14 protein-coding genes and 1 pseudogene are annotated in these 16,533 nt (G+C 71.9%); 5 read left to right on the top strand and 10 right to left on the bottom strand.

Annotation, left to right across the window (positions count from 1 at the left end; all coding sequences use genetic code 11):
- Positions 1 to 735 precede the first annotated feature (735 nt).
- The 3 genes from J7F03_RS23680 to J7F03_RS23670 form a co-directional block, all read right to left on the bottom strand.
- Positions 736 to 1,164, bottom strand: coding sequence for a VOC family protein (locus J7F03_RS23680; protein ID WP_214952641.1), 429 nt, complete (start codon positions 1,162 to 1,164; stop codon positions 736 to 738).
- 361 nt (positions 1,165 to 1,525) lie between these two features.
- Complete coding sequence (locus J7F03_RS23675) at positions 1,526 to 2,671, bottom strand: RNA polymerase sigma factor (RefSeq protein ID WP_214952646.1); 1,146 nt, start codon at positions 2,669 to 2,671, stop codon at positions 1,526 to 1,528.
- 8 nt (positions 2,672 to 2,679) lie between these two features.
- Positions 2,680 to 3,087: a YciI family protein gene (locus tag J7F03_RS23670; RefSeq protein WP_214952638.1), complete on the bottom strand. Its 408-nt coding sequence runs from the start codon at positions 3,085 to 3,087 to the stop codon at positions 2,680 to 2,682.
- A gap of 379 nt (positions 3,088 to 3,466) precedes the next feature.
- On the opposite strand from J7F03_RS23670, the gene J7F03_RS23665 reads away from it, so the two are divergent.
- On the top strand, positions 3,467 to 4,351 hold the full coding sequence (locus tag J7F03_RS23665) for a hypothetical protein (RefSeq protein WP_214952636.1): 885 nt from the start codon (positions 3,467 to 3,469) through the stop codon (positions 4,349 to 4,351).
- 170 nt (positions 4,352 to 4,521) lie between these two features.
- Here J7F03_RS23665 and J7F03_RS23660 read toward each other — a convergent pair whose 3' ends face one another.
- Positions 4,522 to 5,715 (bottom strand): helix-turn-helix domain-containing protein, encoded by a 1,194-nt coding sequence (locus J7F03_RS23660; RefSeq protein WP_214952634.1) that lies wholly within the window; start codon positions 5,713 to 5,715, stop codon positions 4,522 to 4,524.
- Positions 5,716 to 6,176: 461 nt separating this feature from the next.
- Between J7F03_RS23660 and J7F03_RS23655 the strand changes: the two genes are divergently transcribed.
- Both J7F03_RS23655 and J7F03_RS23650 read left to right on the top strand, forming a co-directional pair.
- Complete coding sequence (locus tag J7F03_RS23655) at positions 6,177 to 7,058, top strand: helix-turn-helix transcriptional regulator (RefSeq protein WP_214952632.1); 882 nt, start codon at positions 6,177 to 6,179, stop codon at positions 7,056 to 7,058.
- Between the two features lie 77 nt (positions 7,059 to 7,135).
- On the top strand, positions 7,136 to 7,486 hold the full coding sequence (locus J7F03_RS23650) for an ankyrin repeat domain-containing protein (RefSeq protein WP_214952630.1): 351 nt from the start codon (positions 7,136 to 7,138) through the stop codon (positions 7,484 to 7,486).
- Between the two features lie 51 nt (positions 7,487 to 7,537).
- On the opposite strand, the gene J7F03_RS23645 is transcribed toward J7F03_RS23650, so the two are convergent.
- The 6 genes and pseudogenes from J7F03_RS23645 to J7F03_RS23625 form a co-directional block, all read right to left on the bottom strand.
- Complete coding sequence (locus J7F03_RS23645; protein WP_214952628.1) at positions 7,538 to 8,809, bottom strand: MAB_1171c family putative transporter; 1,272 nt, start codon at positions 8,807 to 8,809, stop codon at positions 7,538 to 7,540.
- Positions 8,802 to 9,305: a hypothetical protein gene (locus J7F03_RS23640; RefSeq protein WP_214952626.1), complete on the bottom strand. Its 504-nt coding sequence runs from the start codon at positions 9,303 to 9,305 to the stop codon at positions 8,802 to 8,804. The genes J7F03_RS23645 and J7F03_RS23640 overlap by 8 nt, the downstream gene beginning before the upstream one ends.
- A gap of 400 nt (positions 9,306 to 9,705) precedes the next feature.
- Positions 9,706 to 10,107 (bottom strand): VOC family protein, encoded by a 402-nt coding sequence (locus J7F03_RS41230; RefSeq protein WP_251072367.1) that lies wholly within the window; start codon positions 10,105 to 10,107, stop codon positions 9,706 to 9,708.
- 491 nt (positions 10,108 to 10,598) lie between these two features.
- Positions 10,599 to 10,802: pseudogene (locus J7F03_RS41225) on the bottom strand (TetR/AcrR family transcriptional regulator); the annotation flags it as partial.
- Between the two features lie 41 nt (positions 10,803 to 10,843).
- Positions 10,844 to 12,454, bottom strand: a complete 1,611-nt coding sequence (locus J7F03_RS23630) for an MmgE/PrpD family protein (RefSeq protein ID WP_214952622.1) — start codon at positions 12,452 to 12,454, stop codon at positions 10,844 to 10,846.
- A complete protein-coding gene (locus tag J7F03_RS23625; protein WP_214952620.1) occupies positions 12,415 to 13,413 on the bottom strand; it encodes a diacylglycerol kinase family protein in 999 nt (332 codons plus the stop codon). The genes J7F03_RS23630 and J7F03_RS23625 overlap by 40 nt, the downstream gene beginning before the upstream one ends.
- 230 nt (positions 13,414 to 13,643) lie before the next feature.
- On the opposite strand from J7F03_RS23625, the gene J7F03_RS23620 reads away from it, so the two are divergent.
- Together J7F03_RS23620 and J7F03_RS23615 are read left to right on the top strand one after the other, a co-directional pair.
- Positions 13,644 to 15,311, top strand: a complete 1,668-nt coding sequence (locus J7F03_RS23620; RefSeq protein ID WP_214952618.1) for an aldehyde dehydrogenase — start codon at positions 13,644 to 13,646, stop codon at positions 15,309 to 15,311.
- Positions 15,312 to 15,351: 40 nt separating this feature from the next.
- On the top strand, positions 15,352 to 16,491 hold the full coding sequence (locus J7F03_RS23615) for an acyl-CoA dehydrogenase family protein (RefSeq protein ID WP_214952616.1): 1,140 nt from the start codon (positions 15,352 to 15,354) through the stop codon (positions 16,489 to 16,491).
- Positions 16,492 to 16,533 lie beyond the last annotated feature (42 nt).

The following is a 16,533-nucleotide window of genomic DNA, read 5'->3' as shown; positions in this document are numbered from 1 at the left end:
CGCTCCGGGCCTACTCAGCGAAAGATCTTTCTGGTCCTGCGACAGCCGGAGGCACCAGGCCAGTAACCAGCACGGATCGGAGGGTGCACGAGCCCGATGAAGCCACCCCAGGTCACTCACGCAATGTGTGCCAGAGCCCGGTTCTCGTGAACAAAGCCACCGTGTGCGGCGCTCAGACCAACGGAGCAGCCAGCATCTGCGCGATGGATCATGAGACCTTCAGCTCTGGCCGCTCGGCGGCCGGCGCGGCCTGGGCGCCGATGACCGGGCGTCCTCAAAGCCGGCTGTGGACGGCGGTCGTTTCAACGAGCGTCATCGATGCGGGGCCGGTCGGCTTCTTACCGGGATAGTCCTCGGCCCGGTGGGCGTTGCTCAGGGCCCTGCCGTCGCGGCGGGGGTGCCGGAGCGGGCGGTGTCTGTATCGGTGGACGAGCTGTCTGCAGCAGGTTCTGAAGGCGAAGGCGCAACGCGTTCTCGGCTCCGGCTGCCTCGGGTGCGAGGCTCGGGCGCCGTTCCCTCTCGGTGGCGACGCGTTGTGCCTCCTGCAACCGCCGCCCGGCCTGCTCACGAGCTCGGGATTCCCGCGAGCGTGCGTACTCCCGGTCTTCCCGCGCCGAGTTCCTGGCCCGGTCGACGATCGCGGGAGGTGCACCCTGCTGGCGCGCCGCGGTACGGCGACCCTCGTGATGGCGAACCGCACCGGTCGACTCGCGAAGGTGGCGCGTTGGCGGCCACTCAGTCGATACAGAACTCGTTGCCCTCGATGTCCTGCATCGGGATGCACGAATCAGTGCCGTCATACAGCGTTCGCACGTGTATCGCGCCGAGCGGGACCAGTCGTGCGCACTCGGCCTCGAGTGCGGCGAGGCGCTCTTCACCCACGAGTCCGGTGCCGACCCGTACGTCAAGATGCAGCCGGTTCTTGGCGGCCTTCCCTTCGGGGACGCGCTGGAAGTACAGGCGTGGGCCCACGCCTGAGGGATCACTGCAGGCAAACCATGCGTCCTGCTGCTCAGGCGGCAGCGAGAGCTTGAAATCGTCCCAAGTGGCAAACCCCTCCGGTGGCGGCGGTATGACGTACCCCAACACCTCGCACCAGAAACGAGCGAGGCGCTCGGGTTCCGCGCAGTCGAAGGTGACTTGGAACTGCTTGATCGATGCCATCGGCCCATCGTAGGGGCGGGGTCTTTCGTCGCCTCCACGGGCCGCCCCTGGCCAGGCTGTGGCGCATGTGGCCGGCTCTTGCCGATGAGTGGGACCTTGATCCGTGGGATGACGATCCTGCTCTTTCGTCTCACAGTGTAGGAATTACTTGTAACAGACGGCTTGCCACCCACTAACCTCAGGGCGCCGGGTCCCGCCCCGCGCCGCACCTTTGGGTACCGGACCTTGGTACGCCGCGGGAGGGGAAGTGGGTGGCCCTAGATCTGTTACAAGTAATTAAAGCGGGCAGCCAGGTCCCCGCCCGTGCCGGTCCGTGCCGAGCAGGGGCCCCAGCGCCGGGGCAAAAACCGGGCGCGACCCGTCAGCGACACCGGCGGGCGTTGAGGCGGGCGGCCTGACGCGTCAGGTGGTCGCGCTCGGCGAGGTTGGGTGCCTTGTGGGCTGCCTCGGCGTACAGCCGTGCCGCCGTCGCCAGGTCGCCATCGCGCTCGTGGAGGTACGCCGACACCGCGGCGTGGCGGGGCAGTGAGGCGTCCAGCGCCGCGAGCGCCGCCAGGCCGGCGCGCGGTCCGTCGGCCTCCCCGACGGCGACCGCGCGGTTGAGCCGGACGACGGGGCTGTCGGTCAGGCGCGTGAGCTCGTCGTACCACTCGACGATCTGCACCCAGTCGGTCTCCTCGGCGGCCGGTGCGTCGGCGTGGAGTGCCGCGATGGCGGCCTGGGCCTGGAACTCGCCCAGCCGGTCACGGGCGAGGGCCGTCTGGAGGATCCCGACGCCCTCGGCGATCAGCCGCGTGTCCCACCGGCCGCGGTCCTGCTCGGCGAGTGGCACCAGGCTGCCGTCGGGCGCGGTCCGTGCGGCGCGCCGGGCGTGGTGGAGCAGCATGAGGGCGAGCAGCCCCGCCGCCTCGGGGTGGTCGACGGCGGCCGCGAGCTGCCGGGTGAGCCGGATGGCCTCGGCGGCGAGGTCGACGTCGCCGGAGTAGCCCTCGTTGAAGACCAGGTAGAGGACGCGCAGCACGGTGGCGACGTCGCCGGGCTGGTCGAAGCGCACGTCGGAGACGGTGCGCTTGGCCCGGCTGATGCGTTGCGCCATGGTCGCCTCGGGCACCAGGTAGGCCTGGGCGATCTGGCGGGTGGTCAGCCCGCCGACGGCGCGCAGCGTGAGCGCGACGGCGGACGACGGCGTCAGCGACGGGTGGGCGCACAGGAAGTAGAGCTGGAGCGTGTCGTCCACCCCGGGCGCGGGCCCGGGCGCCAATTCCTCCTCTACGCGGTCCTCACGGCGGCGGCGGGCGGCATCCGCCCGGGTCGCGTCGAGGAACCGGCGCCAGGCCACGGTGACCAGCCAGCCCTTCGCATCCCGCGGAGGGCTGGCCGGCCAGACGCGGACCGCCTCGACGAGCGCGTCCTGCACGGCGTCCTCGGCCGCCGCGAAGTCGGCTCCGCGGCGGACGAGGATCGCGAGCACACCAGGGGTGAGGCCGCGCAGCAGGGCCTCGTCCACGGACGGGGTCACTCCGTGACGGCGGGCGGCTCGGCCAGAAACGGGCGCAGTTCCAGCCACTCGTGGATCGGTTCCCCGCCTGCCCCGGGGGCGGCCGACAGCTCTCCGGCCAGTTCGAGGGCGCGCTCGTAACTGTCGACGTCGATCACCATCCACCCGGCGATGAGGTCCTTGGTCTCGGCGAACGGGCCGTCGGTGACCGGCGGGCGGCCCTCGCCGTCGTACCGGACGAAGGTGCCGCCGGGGGCGAGCGCCTGGCCGTCGACGAACTCGCCGGTCCCCTCGAGCCGGGTGGCGAAGTCGCGCATGTACTGCACGTGGGCCGAGATCTCCTCCGGCGTCCACTTCTCCATCGGCACGTCGTTGACCGCAGCCGGGGCGCCGCGGTAGTGCTTGAGAAGCAAGTACTTGGCCATCGTGTTTCTCCTCGCTGGTGCGGCCCATTGTGGTCGCGTTCAATACGGGGACGGAGCCAGCCACAGGTTCTCGACATCGCCGTCCGAAATTCTTTGGGCTCGCGTCGACAAGCCTGGATGAGCCTGGGCGAGCCGTCTCGCAACTCGCGGTGTCCGGGTCCACAGCGTGTCGCGAGGGCGAGAGCTTCGAAGATCGGCACCGACCGAACAACTGACTCATGCGGCGTGGGGGGTGTCAGTCGGTGGACACGAGCGCGGCGTCGTGCGCGGGGTCGGCGAGGTGAAAGCCGGCCCTGTGGCATGGCGAGGCAGCCCCCTCCCGCGGAACGCCGGGCCCCTGCCGTGCGGGCTGTCGGGCCCGAACGGCTAATTTGGTCCGATGGATCACGACGTCGTCGGGCTCGTCGAGCAGTGGCTCGCGGGCCCGAACTCCGAGGCGAGCGGCCACTTCAGCTACCAGGCCGTCGAGCACTACCGGCCGGCGGTCCTGCACTGGCTCACCGCGGGCTGCGGCGGCGGTGGGGGGCTCCCGGACCCCGAGGCCTATCTGCGGCCCACGCCGGCGGCCCTGCAGGAGTGGGCCGTCGGCTACGCCGGCGCGGCCCGCTCGCGCGACGCCGCCTGCGGGGCCGTACGTTCCTTCTACCGCTGGCTAGAGACCCCGGCGGGCGCGGGCGGACCCGGCCTCGTACCGGTCGGCACCGCCAAGTCGCTGCAGTTCCAGCGCGGTGGCAACTTCGCCGCCGGTCTGCCCGGCCGCGAGCTCTGGACCCCCGACCAGTGCCGCTGGCTCGCCCAGGCCGCCGACCGCTACCAGGGCACCCGCCGCGAGAGCCCCCACCGCGCCCGCGCCCTGGTCTATCTCTGCCTCAACCACTACCTCTGGGGCCGCGGCTCCGAGGAGGACGTCCTTCGCCCCGGCCAGATCGCCGCCATGCGCCTGCGCGGCCGCCACCAGGAACAGCACCGCACCACCTGGGACGTCCCCCAGAAGAACGCCGCCAGCGACGCGACGCGCCTCCAGCCCGTCCACCACGACGCCGTCCGCGCCATCGACGAGTACCTTCCGTACCGCGCGGCCGCACTCCCCGACACCGGCCACCTCTTCACCACCGTCAACGGCCGCCCCCTGGAACCCCAGTCGCTCCTGCGCATCCTGCGCGGCGTGGCCGCCACCCACCCCGACCTGGAGGAAACCGCCTCCGAGCTCTCCGCCGACGCCGTCACCCACTCGCCGGCCCCGGCCGCCCCCGCCGGCGTCTGACCTGGCCGGTGGCGCAAAGCGCTGCGTGTTGAAAACGGGCGACCCTTTTTGCCGGGCGCCATTACCTCGGAGGTAATGGCGCCCGGCAGCGGTGTCGTCCACGCGGCCGGCCCGGGCTGTCGCTTGCCCGGGCCGGCCGCCGCGCACGGCCGATGCCGTGCGCGTTCAGGTCACGACGGAGCCTCCGCGCACTTGCGGCAGGCCGTGCCCGGGCGTACCCACGTACCGCAGGCGTGGCAGCGGGCGTAGCCCGCGCACGGGGGGCACAGGCCGCCCTCCATCAGAACGGGCCGGCCGCACTCCTCGCACTCCCTGAGGGGACCGCTCGCGTATGCCCCGTGGACATAGGCGGGGGGAACAGGGGTCGGTTCCCGCTTCGTGTACTCAGTCCCGTTCCAGGAACCTCGCGCGGGCCGCGGAAGCTCTCCGCCCAGGCGTGCCGGGCAGGGTGACTGCGCGAAGGTCGTGATCCGCGCGGCCATCAAGGCGCCCACACTCGTCAGGACGGGGTGGGGCAGTGGGCGGGAGAGCCCGGGCGCCAGCTGTTCGGGCAGCCAGCCCTCGTCCAGCAGGACGTCCAGCCGCCTGGCCTGGTCGCGCAGGACGCTGCCGTGCAGCGCCAGCGACGGGTCGTGCACGCCGACCGCGGTGAGGAGGCGGACCCCCGCGGTGTTCGGTACCGCTTCGGGCTTCTCCCCGTCCGAAGGCCGCCAGGGGGAGGTTCCCGCGTGGTCCGCTCCCGGTTCCTCGGAAGGCGGGAAGGGTTTCTGATGGTTCCCTGGTGGTTCCCTGACGGTTAGTGGCTCAGGCTGACCCGCCCGCGGGCTCAGGTTGGGTACCCCTGCGGGCTCATCTTGAGCCGGGTGCGGACGCATGGTGAGCCCGGGGGAGGGATCATCCTGAGCTGTCCGCAGGTGGGAGGGCGTGGCCTCGCTGTGGGAGGGGGCGGGCCCATCTTGAGCCGGCCGCAGGTCGGCGGGTTTTGAAACGGTGCGTACGCGCTTGGCCGGCGCGGGTTCCTCCGGTTCGAAGGTGAGCTGCTGGATGGTGTTGTCGTCGTAGTCCTTCGGCGGCCGCTTCATCGAGTTGAGCAGGGGCAGGTTGACCCGCGTCATGTTGGTGATGGACTCGCCGGTCGTGGGGTTGATCCGCCTGACCGACTTGATCAAGTTCTTCCGGATGAGGCGTCCTTTGACCCGCTTGACCGTGGCCGCGGAGGTTCCGGTGTCGTCGACGAGGCGGCTCTGCCCCGGCCAGCAGTACCCGTGGGCATCCGTACGGTTGCAGTAGGCCAGCAGGAGCAGTTTCTCGGGGCCGTCGAGACCGGCGGCGTTGATCACCATGGCCATGTGCTCGACGCTCATGCCGGACGCACCCGTCCCACGTGCGCGGCCGGGGAGGCTAAGGGCAAGGCGGGGAGAACAGGCCCACCGGCCGGGGTGGCACGGTCCGCACCCCTGCCGGGGTGGCACAGCGGTGCGTGCGCGAGGGGGGCGCGGCACGGTCTCCGCCGGAGTCTGCGCGGAGCCCGCAGCGACGCGTCGGCGCATGGGGCCGTCGCCCCGAGCGGTGTTGACGCACTGTTTCTCCTGCAGGCTTGCGTACCCATGTTCTGATCGCCCCCATGTGATCTGCTCCCCCTGGGGAATCGCGGCTGCGGCAACCTGCCGCGGGCGCGACTCGGCACGCCTGCCGCAGGCGCGGCAGACGGCAGGGAGTGCCAAGTCAGTTTCGCTGAAATGAAGTTATCTAGCTTTAGTGGAGCGATCAAGTTTGTTGGTGGCTACAGTAGTTACGTCCCCCGACGCAGCCCAGGAGTACCCATATGCCAGTTCGTCACGTCGACGGACCCTTGCTTCGCAGAGTGCGCCGCGCCGCTGACCTGACCCAGAGGGACGTGGCGGATCAGCTCGGGGTCACCGTCCCCGCGGTCGTGGGGTGGGAGAGCGGCAAGTCCCAGCCGGACGGCGAGAAGCTCCCCGCTCTCGCCCAGGCGGTCGCGATGGACCTCGACGAGCTCTTCCCCCGGACCTCGCCTCCCGACCTCGCGGACCTGCGCTGCGACGCGGGCTACTGCCAGTACCAGACGGCGGGCATCACGGGAACGCGCAGTGCCGGGCCGGTGGCCAATGCCGAGCGCGGCAAGCGGCGCCTCTCCGACAGGTTCGTCCCGCTCCTGGCCGACGCGTACGGGGTGAGCGCCGCCGAGCTGCTCGCCGCCCAGGACCGGTCCTTCGAGGCGGGCCGGCGGGACGCGTCACCCGCCCCGGCGCACCGTCACGTACCCGATGCCCCGCCGACGTCGCCGGCCCCGTCGCCGGCGCCCGCCCGGCTGCCGCGCAGTCTCGCGGAGAAGATCGGCTACCTGCTCGAGCAGACTTACGCGGCCCCCCATCCCTCGGACGCGGAGATCGCGGCACACGCCAACCTCAAGGCCGGCGCCGAGGTGCTGACCGAAGCGATGGTGCGCAGCCTGCGTACGGGCGAGACGCAGGCCGTGTCCGACGGGGTACTGGAAGCGCTGGCGGCGGCATTGGCCGTTCCGCCGCTGTTCTTCAGGAGCGACGACGCCGAGGTGCACCGGATCATCAGCGGCATGCGCCTCGTTCGCGGCGGGCTCGCCGGGATCGCCGCCCGCGGGGGCGGCGCGGGGCTGCCCGCGGAGCTGCTCGACTTCATCGGCGACGTCGTCGACGAATGCGGCTGAGGGCTGTCCGGCGGATCATGGCGGCGCCGGACAGAATCCGTCCGCCCCGTCGTCGCCCTCGCGGGCACAATCACGCGGTGCACCTTCCCCCACTGCTGGCCGCCGCCGCGTACGCCGGACGTGACGAAGTGGTCTGGCGACTCGTCGAGGACGGCGTCGACGTGACCCGCCCCTGGGCCGACGGTGTCGACCCCGTGACGTGGGCGGCCGCCCGAGGCACGTACTGGGTCCTGCAGGCCCTGCTGATCCGCAGCGGCGACCCGCTGAGCGCCGACAGCCCGCACCGCCGTGCGCTGCGCGTCGCACTGGCCGGGATCGACTCCGAGCCCGCGGGGGAGCCCGGGCCGCCCCCGGCTCACCGGGCGATCTTGAGGCGGCCGAGTTCCTCCGCCCGCTGCTGGACACCGAGCAGGACCCGTACGCCCTGAGGGCTGTCCCGTAGGCACTGTCCGGTGGATCATGTGATCGTCGGGCACGGCTCACGCGTGGGCGTCGGCCAGGACTTCCCTCGCTATCGAGCGGTCCGCCTTCGCGTAGACCGCCGCCACGCGCAGCAGCCACGGGACCTCCTCCGAGCAGAAGTCGTCCCCCGACGAAGGGAACTCGGCCGGGACACCCGGCGCGCGTACCGGATCGCGCATGTTCAGGCGTGCCGACATGATCCAGTAGGCCTGGGCGGTGGCCTCCGCTTCCAGACCCAGGTGCCCCTCGCTCTCCGCGAGTTCCAGGGCGAGCTGGTAGAGGTCGTCCGGTGCCTGGCGGCGCATCGAGTGGATGACGTCGCGGATCTCGGTGACGTAGCGCCCCAGCCGTACCTGCGCCGAACCGTCGTGTGCCGTCAGATCGCGCAGGGTGTTGAGGCGGCGGGCGGCCCGGGAGCCCGGAAAGAGGCGGCTCGGTGCCTGACGCACCAGGTCAGGTGCGGTGAGGGCCAGGTCGCGCCACAGGGGGTGCAGCCCCGCGAGCGCTCGGAAGGCCCGCCGGCGGTTCACCGCAGCCTGGGTCGCCGGAGCGAGTACACCGAGGGCCCAGCAGAGGAACGTCGCGTAGAGCAGGTCGTCGGCCACGGCTTCCTCCACGCGGGCGATGCCCGCCGGAACCGGACGGGCCGCGATGACGATGCCGTAGACGGCGCGCAGGGCCGTGTACACCGCCCCTGCCGCCATGCCCGTGGTCATCAGGGCCAGTCCGGCCCGCAGCGTGGGGCGGTGGGCCTCCCTCGTGGCCCTCGCCCACTGGGATCCGCAGAGTGTGATCACGACACCGCAGTGACCGTAGAACAAGGTGAGGTAGAGGGCCAGGTCGCCTTCGCCCGCGTGCCGGTCCATGAAGTGGGAGCCCTCCGGGACCGGTCCGCGGTCCAGGCCCAGGAGGAAGACGGCGGTCATGGCGCCGATCACGACGACCGAAGCGGCCGAGCCGTAGCGCTGCAGGGCCCTGGTGAGGCGGGCCGTACGGGTGGGGGGCACGCCCGGGCCGCCGTCCTGGTACACGGCCGCGACGTATCGGAGCAGGACGCAGGATCCCGCCACGCTGAGATCGTGTTCGAGCAGCGTCGCCAGCTCGTCCACGCCCATCGAGTTGACGAGGTGCGTTCCGAGTCTGGTGCTGATCAGCCAGGCGCCGGCGAAGGCCGTCAGCGCCCCCCACAGCGAGCGCTCCCGTATCCGGCCGCGCAGTGCGGAGGGCACGCGCAGAACGGCCTGGACGAGGAGCAGAGCCGCGATGAGGCAGGTGACGTAGTCAGCCACCACACCCGCTCCGCTTCGGACGGGCGAAGGGGGACGAGAGGGTCTCGTCCAGGCCCCGCAGGGTGCCGTCCTCGATGCGTTCGACGGTGAAGGCCATCTGGTGCAGCAGGTCCGCGACCATCTCGGCCCGCACCTCTACGGGAGTGTCGTAGCGGTGCCTGGCGAGGACGGCGGCGCCCTGGCCGGTGAGTCGGTCGAGCAGTTCCGGGGGCAGGCCGGGAAGGAACCTGTCCGCCTGCTCGGGATGCGTGCCGAGGTCGTCGCACCACATGTGTGCCAGCTCGTGGAAGATCACCCGTTGCCGGTGGTACCCGGAGATGCTCTCCGCGATGAGGATGAGGTCCACCGGTATCCGCTCGTGCCGCAGCAGCAGACCGCAGATGTCGGCCTGGCCGAGCACGCGGTCCGGGATCGAGACCAGTTCGATCCGTCGGCCCCGTACGGCCTCCATGTTCGCCATCAACGCGGCCGTGCTGAAGGGGTGGGGCAGCGGCATGTCCGAAACGACGCGGCAGGCCTCTCTGCGGGCGGCCCGCCGACGCAGCGTCGTAGCCACCCACCTGCGGGTCAGATCGAGCCAGCGTCGGCGCATCACGTTCCCCCGGTACCCTGCCGCGTGCTCTCATCCGTCCTGATCGGACCGAATGTCGCGATCGTATGGTCGGCCGAACGAATCCAGCTAGCAAAGCCGCACCTTCTGGACACGGCCCCGGCGGGGAGAACGGACGGGTTTGTTCCCAACGGCGTTGCACGCGCTCGGGAGTGAAGGGCTCCGGCTTCGGCCGGCCCCCGCGCCGCGCACGAGAAATGGCGTGAAGCCGCCCACAGAACCGGCCGTCAGGTCCTGTGGGCGGTGGGCCCCGTGGGCGGCGGGTGCCCCTGCTGCCCGTGACGGGTCAGGGCTGGGTGGTGAGCCGGTAGAACTCGAGCTGGATCCCGTCCGGGTCGCGGAAGGCGATCGCGTCACCGGTGGGCTGTTCGATGATGCCGCTGTTCGGGATGCGCAGGTCGGTCAGCTTCTGCAGCTGGGCGCGGAGCTCTTCGGGGGAGTCGACGGCGAACGACAGGTGGTCGAGGCCGGTCCGGCGCGGCGAGAAGGGAGCGGCGTCCCGCTCGGCGTGCCGGATGAGGCCGAGGAGCGTGCCGGCGGGGGTCTTCAGGTAGCGGAAGGCGAACCCGTACTCGTCGTTGGTGCCTTCGAGGACACAGGTGGCATCGAGGAGCCGGCCGTACCACTTCTCCGCGTGGTCGAGGTCGCTGACGCTGAGGTCGACGTGGGACAGGGCGTATCCGGACATGGAGGAGCCTCTCGTGCGGGATGTCGTACGGGATGTCGTGCGGGGCGTGGGTGCTCGGGCGGGGAGTCGGGCAGGGGCAGGGGGTCGCCGAGGGTGCGGTGGGCCGCCTCGAGGACGCTGCGGGTGACCAGCCGCGCGTCGATCGGGGAGCGCGCGGAGATCAGGTCGTGGAGGAAGGCGTCGGCGGCCCGGTAGAGCATGCGGCAGGCCCAGTGCGGGCCGGCGCTCTGGAAGGCGCCGGCCAGGGACCCGCGGGTGACGAAGGCGGTCAGGAGGCTGATGACGCGCTCGTCGGACTCGCGGCAGATCCGCAGGGCCCTGGCGTTGGCCGACCGGTAGACGATGCGGCGGAGCCCGGCGTTCTCCAGGGCGTGTTCGATGACCTCGGTGAGCAGGCGGTCGAGGGTGCGCCACCACTGCTCGCCGTCGTCGAGGACGGCCTCGGCGCGGGTGATGAGGGAGTCGACGGACTGCTCCCAGAGGGCGCCGAGCACGTGGTCCTTGGAGTCGAAGTACAAGTAGAAGGTGCCTTTGGCGATGCCGGCCGTCCTGGTGATGTCCGCGACGGTGGCCTCGCCGAATCCGATGGCGTCGAAGATGGAGAGGCTGGCCTCCAGGATCTCGGCGCGCCGGTCCGGGGTACTCCTCGTGCCGTTGCCGCCTGGTCCGCGGCGCGGGGTGCTGTGGGTGGTCATCGGGCCGGCTCTCGGTCGTGGCTGACGGTCGTGGCTGACGGTCAGCTCAGGGCTGCCTCGGTCCAGGTTCGAAGGGCGGCGGGGGACATCCCGCCGACCTCCGCGACGGCCTCCGCCACGTGGTGCGGCCCGCCCAGGCCGGTGAACTTCTGCCGCATCAGGCGGGCGTGGTGCTGACGGGTGTGAGGACCCGCGGCGCCGAGGGGGATCATGCGCTCCCTGGTCGCGGTGCGGCCGTCGGAGAGGCGGACGCTCACACGGGCCCCGGTGAGCTTCGACGCGCGCGTGAAGCCGGCCGGGCCCTCGGGGCGTTGTACGGCGGCGGCCAGTTCGACCAGCTCCGGCCCGCCGAAACCGTGGAGCCAGTCCTCGGCGTCGGAGCCGGCCTGACGGACCGCCTCTCCGAACGGCGCCTCCGAGGTGAGCAGGGCCCGGGTCATGGCGGGGTCGTGGACGAGCCGGACGCGTCGGGCGGTCCGCCAGCGCGACTCCTCGTCGCGGCGGGGCGCGGTGAAGTCGGCGACGGTCAGGTCGCCCGTCAGGAGGGCGGTCGCGACGGTGTACGGGGTGTGCAGGACGAGCGCGCCGAGGGGGGCTCCGGGGCCGTCGACGTAGCGCTCCGCGGTGCGTTGGGCGGCGAGCGTGTAGAGGGAGGTCTCGACGACGATCTCGTCGATCCCGGCGGTGTCGGTGGCGTTGTCGGGGCGGCCGATCGCGAGCTCGCGGTGCAGGTCGAGCGCGCAGTCGATGGCCGCGTCGACGCCGGGTCCGCCCGGGTGCATCTTGAACGACAGGGTGTCGGTGTGCCAGCGCTCGCCCAGGCCGTCGGTGACGGCGCTGACGAGGGGCACGGTGGCGAAGCGCGCGAGGAAGCCGTCGGGGTGTTCGAGCAGGTCGGCAGGCCCCTGGAAGCCGGCGGTCGCCGCGTCGCAGGCGTCCATGGCGGTGCGCACGGGGGAGAAGGCGTTGAACAGGCGGGCGTCGCTGGCCAGGAAGGCCCGCATGAGGGGCCACGGGGGCATGGCGAGGGCCAGGCCGAGGGCGTTGGTCCACGTATCGGCGTCGGCGCCCTCGCAGTGCAGCCGGCCGGCGGTGGCTCCGACGAGGTGCGTGTGCAGGGCGCTCTGTCCGCGCAGGGGGCCCAGGGTCGCCGCGGCGGTGACGCGGGCGGCGCACTCGTTGGCCGCGACGATCGCGGTGAGGAGGGCGGCGCCGTCCAGGCCGCGGTGGTGCGCGTACGCGAGGGGGACGGCGACGGTGGAGTTGGACAGGTGCCCGGCGTAGGCGGTGTCGTCGAGGTTGAGCCAGGACCCGAGGCCGGCCAGGACGCACGCCGAGGTGCGCGGGTCGTCCTGGAACGGGGGGCCGAACGCCTGGACCATGCGCCGGCCCAGGGGCTGTTCGGCGCCCGCCCGGATGGAGGCGAGCTGGGAGAGGAGCTGGCTGGCAGCGAGTGAGAGCAGCCGCTCGGGCACGTCCTGGGGGCGGAGTCCGGCGGCCCATCGCGCGAGTTCGGCCAGCGCGGCGGGGCGCCCCGGACCGGCTGCCCGACGGGTGGGGGAGGCCGCCGTGACCTCGGGAGCCGGTGTGCCGTGCGCGGCGCCCCGGGCGATCACGCGGCGGCTGCCGGCTCGGTGACCGGCGCGCCCCATACGGGGATCATCGCGGGCAGGACCCGTAAGGTCATCGCCGGTCCGGAGGCGGGCTGGAGCTCTCCGTCGTGCTCGAAGCACAGGGGCCGGCCGTCCAGACGTTCGACGCGGATGGTGCGGCCCCGGGCGTACACGACGCCCGGGCGGTCCAGGTGCGCGCCGGTCAGGGTCAGTTCCGCCACCTCGGTGGGGTGCACGTCGGATCCGAGGACGCAGACGTCGAGGAGCCCGTCGTCGGGTACCGACCAGGGCAGGACGAGGTACTGGCCGCCGCGGATCCGTCCGCCGCCGACGTTGGCGAAGACGGTGCCGCCCTCGTGCACGACCGCGCCGTCGACGGTGACGCGGCCCGGGTAGCCGGTGAACGTCCGCGCGGTCTCGGCCAGGGCGCGTTCGTAGCGGGCGGGCCCGGTCAGGGGTATGCCCCGGGCGGTCTCCAGGGCCTGCGCGATGACGCCGCTGCACGCGCCGAGGAAGACCAGGGCGCCGGTCTCGACGAGGAGCGCGAGGTCGATGCGGCGCTCCCGCGTGCCGGCGGAGGGTCCGGTGAGTGCGGCGCGGAGGGCGTCCTGCCAGGGGAGGTCGCCCCAGAGCATCCGGTAGCCGGAGTTGCCCGTACCCGCCGGGACGATGGCGAGCGCGGAGGTGGCGGGCTGACGGCCGCCGGCCATGCCCGCGATGACTTCGCCCACGGTGCCGTCGCCGCCGATCGCGATGACCAGGTCCGGGGCTGCCCCCCGCGGTTGCCCAACCGCCTCGCTCACGACGTCGCGGGCGTCTCCCCGGTGGGTCGTGATGTGGATGTCGACCCGTTCGAGGCGTTCTCGGCACAGGTCGGTGACTTCCGCCAGCGCCCCGGGGTGCATGGTGCCGGCCGTCGGGTTGGCGACGATGAGGGCTTTTCGGGGGCGGGCCGCATGCGGTGCGGTCGTGGCCGGCGCCTGGGGGTCGTTGGGCATGTCGTCCTCACACGTGGGCGGGAGCGGAAGGGGAGTCAGGCCGGGGGCCGACGGGTGATCTTCTTCTCCCTTCGACCGTAACCATATGACCGACGGTCGGTCAATCCGGCGGCGACAGCATCAGCTCGGTGTCAGAACCGGGTCAGGGCCAACTGCAACGATCGAACCGAACCCCGGCGCCCCGTTGTCACGTGCCGGTCAGCACTGGGACCCATCCGGAAAGGCCAACCATGCTCTCGGACGGAACAACAGAGGAGAAGTCCTCCGTACGTTCTGCCTCTTCTGGCCCCGCGGCAGAAGAACGCCAGGCACCCCTGCGCAGCTACAAGCTCTACGTCGCCGGCAAGGACATCGAAGGCGACGGATGGGTCTACACGGTGAGCGGCAGATCCCTCCTGGAGGACGTGTTCACCAGCGTGACGCTCAAGCGGACCCTGGAGCAGGACGCCGAATCGGACGCGGCCCAGCACCCCTACGTCGTGGGACGCTGTGCGATCGCCGGCGACGACGCCCTGGACCTGGCGAGCGAGGCCGCCGCGGCCGCCGCCCCCGGCTGGGCCGCCTTCCCGCTGGAACGCCGCATGCGCCTGGGCCACCGCTTCCGCGAGGAGCTCGAACGGCGCCGGGACGAGTTCATCGAGATGCTGATCGCGGAGGCCCACCCCGCCAAGCTCGCCCGCTGGGAACACAGCTCCCTGCTCCAGATATTCAGCGAGGAGAGCCTCGGCTGGTACCAGGAGCAGATGCACACCGAGTTCCGGCACGGGGACCGCCGGCTGATCGTGCGCCGCCAGCCCGACGGTGTCGTCGCCTTCAACCCCCCGCAGAACGCCCCGCTCCCCAGCGCGGCCCTCGGAGTGCTGTGCCTGATGTCCGGCAACGCCGTCGTCATGCGCGCCCCGCGCAGCATCGCCCTCAGCACCATGTGGCTGATGCGGGACGTGGTCGCCCCGATCCTCGAGGAGCTGGACGCCCCGCCCGGCACGCTCAACGCCCTGTGCGCCAACCCCAAGCAGACGCTGGACCGCTGGATCGACAGCCCCCTGATCGACGACATCTTCTACATCGGGGGCAGCCAGGAGGGCCTGCGCTTCGAGCAGCAGTGCGTCGCGAAGGGCAAGAAGGCCATCCTCGAGCTGGCCGGCAACGACAGCGTCGTCGTCTGGTCCGACGCGGACATCCCCAAGGCCGTCGAGGCCATCACCGAGGCCTTCTACGGCTCGGGCCAGATCTGCATGGTCCCCAACGGCGTGCTGGTGCACCCCGCGGTCGCCGACGAGCTGCTGGCCGAGCTCAAGGAGCAGGTCAAGCGGATACGGCCCGGCTATCCGGAGGAGGAGGACGTCCTGCTCTCGCCGGTCCGGCGCAGCGAGCGGTTCTTCCGCCTCCTCAACCAGGCCCTGGACCAGGGCGGATCGCTCGTCACCGGCGGGCGCCGCATGGAGGTCGACGGCACCCCCTCGGACACCGGTGTGTTCCTGCAGCCCACCGTCGTACGGGTCGACGGCCTGGCCCGCGCCCGCGACTTCGACATCGTCCGCGAGGAAACGTTCTTCCCGCTGATCCCCGTCATCGTCGCCGAACCCGCCGCCGACCAGGAGCTCCTGGCCCGGTTCGTCGACTTCACCAATTCGAACCCCTACGGACTGCGCAACTCGCTGTGGGCCCGGTCCGAGGACGTCATCGACACCTTCGTCCGCCAGGTCACCAACGGCGGACTGCTGAAGATCAACGACTCCCACATGGGGTGCGTCCCCTACCTGCCCACGCACGGCGGCACCGGCCTGACCGGCGGAGCCTTCGGCGAGGCCAACTACCCGATGCTCAAGACCTCCCACCTGCAGGGCGTGAGCATCGCCCGCGACGTCAGCCCCTACGAGGCGGTCTTCGGCGCCTGAGCGCCCTGCCCCCGAATCCCCTCTCCCACCGGAGGTACCCGTGCGCTCCCTCGACCGAGCCCGCGCCGTCTGCGAGCACTACCACCCGGGGCTCCTCAAAGCCCTGGAGGAGATCCCCTTCGACGAACGGGAGAAGCCCGGCAGCGCCGCCATCGACCTCTTCCGCGCCCACGGCGGCGTCGGACTGCTCATCCCCACCGAGTTCGGCGGCAACGGGGCGTCCCCCCTGGAGGCCGTCCGCGTGCAGGAAGCCCTGGGCGCGGTGGCACCGTCGCTGGCCGCCGCCACGACCATGCACCACTTCACCGCCGCCATGCTCTACGCACTGGCCGACCGGCAGGACAGGCTGACGCTCGCCCAAGTGGACCTCCTGCACCGGATCGTGCCCGAGCAGAAGCTCATGGCCTCCGGCTGGGCCGAGGGACGCACCCAGCAGAACATCCTGGCCCCGACCGTGGCCGCGGTGCCCACCGAGGGCGGATACCGCCTGCGGGGCTCCAAGAAGCCCTGCAGCCTCTCGTCCTCGATGGACCTGCTGACGGCCAGCATCTCCGTACCCGGCGCCGACGGCACCCCCGAGCTCGCCCTCGCCATCGTGCCGGCGGACTCGGCCGGCCTGAGCGTCCACCCCTTCTGGGGCACCGGCCTGCTGGCCGGGGCCGAGAGCGACGAGGTCCGCCTGGAGGACGTGTTCGTACCGGACGAACTGGTGGTACGGACCTCCGCCGACGACCCGACCAGGCTGGACGACCTGCAGACGGCCGGGTTCATCTGGTTCGTCCTGCTCATCTCCGCCGGATACACGGGAGCCACCGCCGCCCTCGTAGAAGAGGCGGTCACGCACGAGCGGGGCAACCCCACCGAACGCGCGGCCCTCGCGCTCGCCCACGAGGCGGCCGTCGCCCTGCTCGAAGGCGCCGCGCGCGCCGTAGAGAGCGGAGTCGAAGGCGAAGAGGCGGTGGCCGGCGCCCTGATCGCCCGCTACACCGTCCAGGACGCCCTGGTCGCCAACGCCAACCGGGCGCTGGAGCTCCTCGGCGGCATGGACTTCATCAAGGGATCCCCGAACGCCACCCTCGCCGCTTCGGTGCGCCCCCTGGCCTTCCACCCGCCGGCCAGGCCCGCCGCGGCCGAACCGCTCCTGCGCTACTTCGCCGGCGGGTCCCTTGAGCTGGCCTGAGGCGCGCCGCCGCGTCCTCGCCCCGGCCGCCGCCGGCCCCCG

The sequence above is a fragment of the Streptomyces sp. ISL-43 genome, assembly GCF_018614195.1.
Taxonomy (GTDB): Bacteria; Actinomycetota; Actinomycetes; order Streptomycetales; family Streptomycetaceae; genus Streptomyces.
Note: the sequence above shows the minus strand (reverse complement) of the source record. Positions and strands in the feature narration are given on the sequence as shown.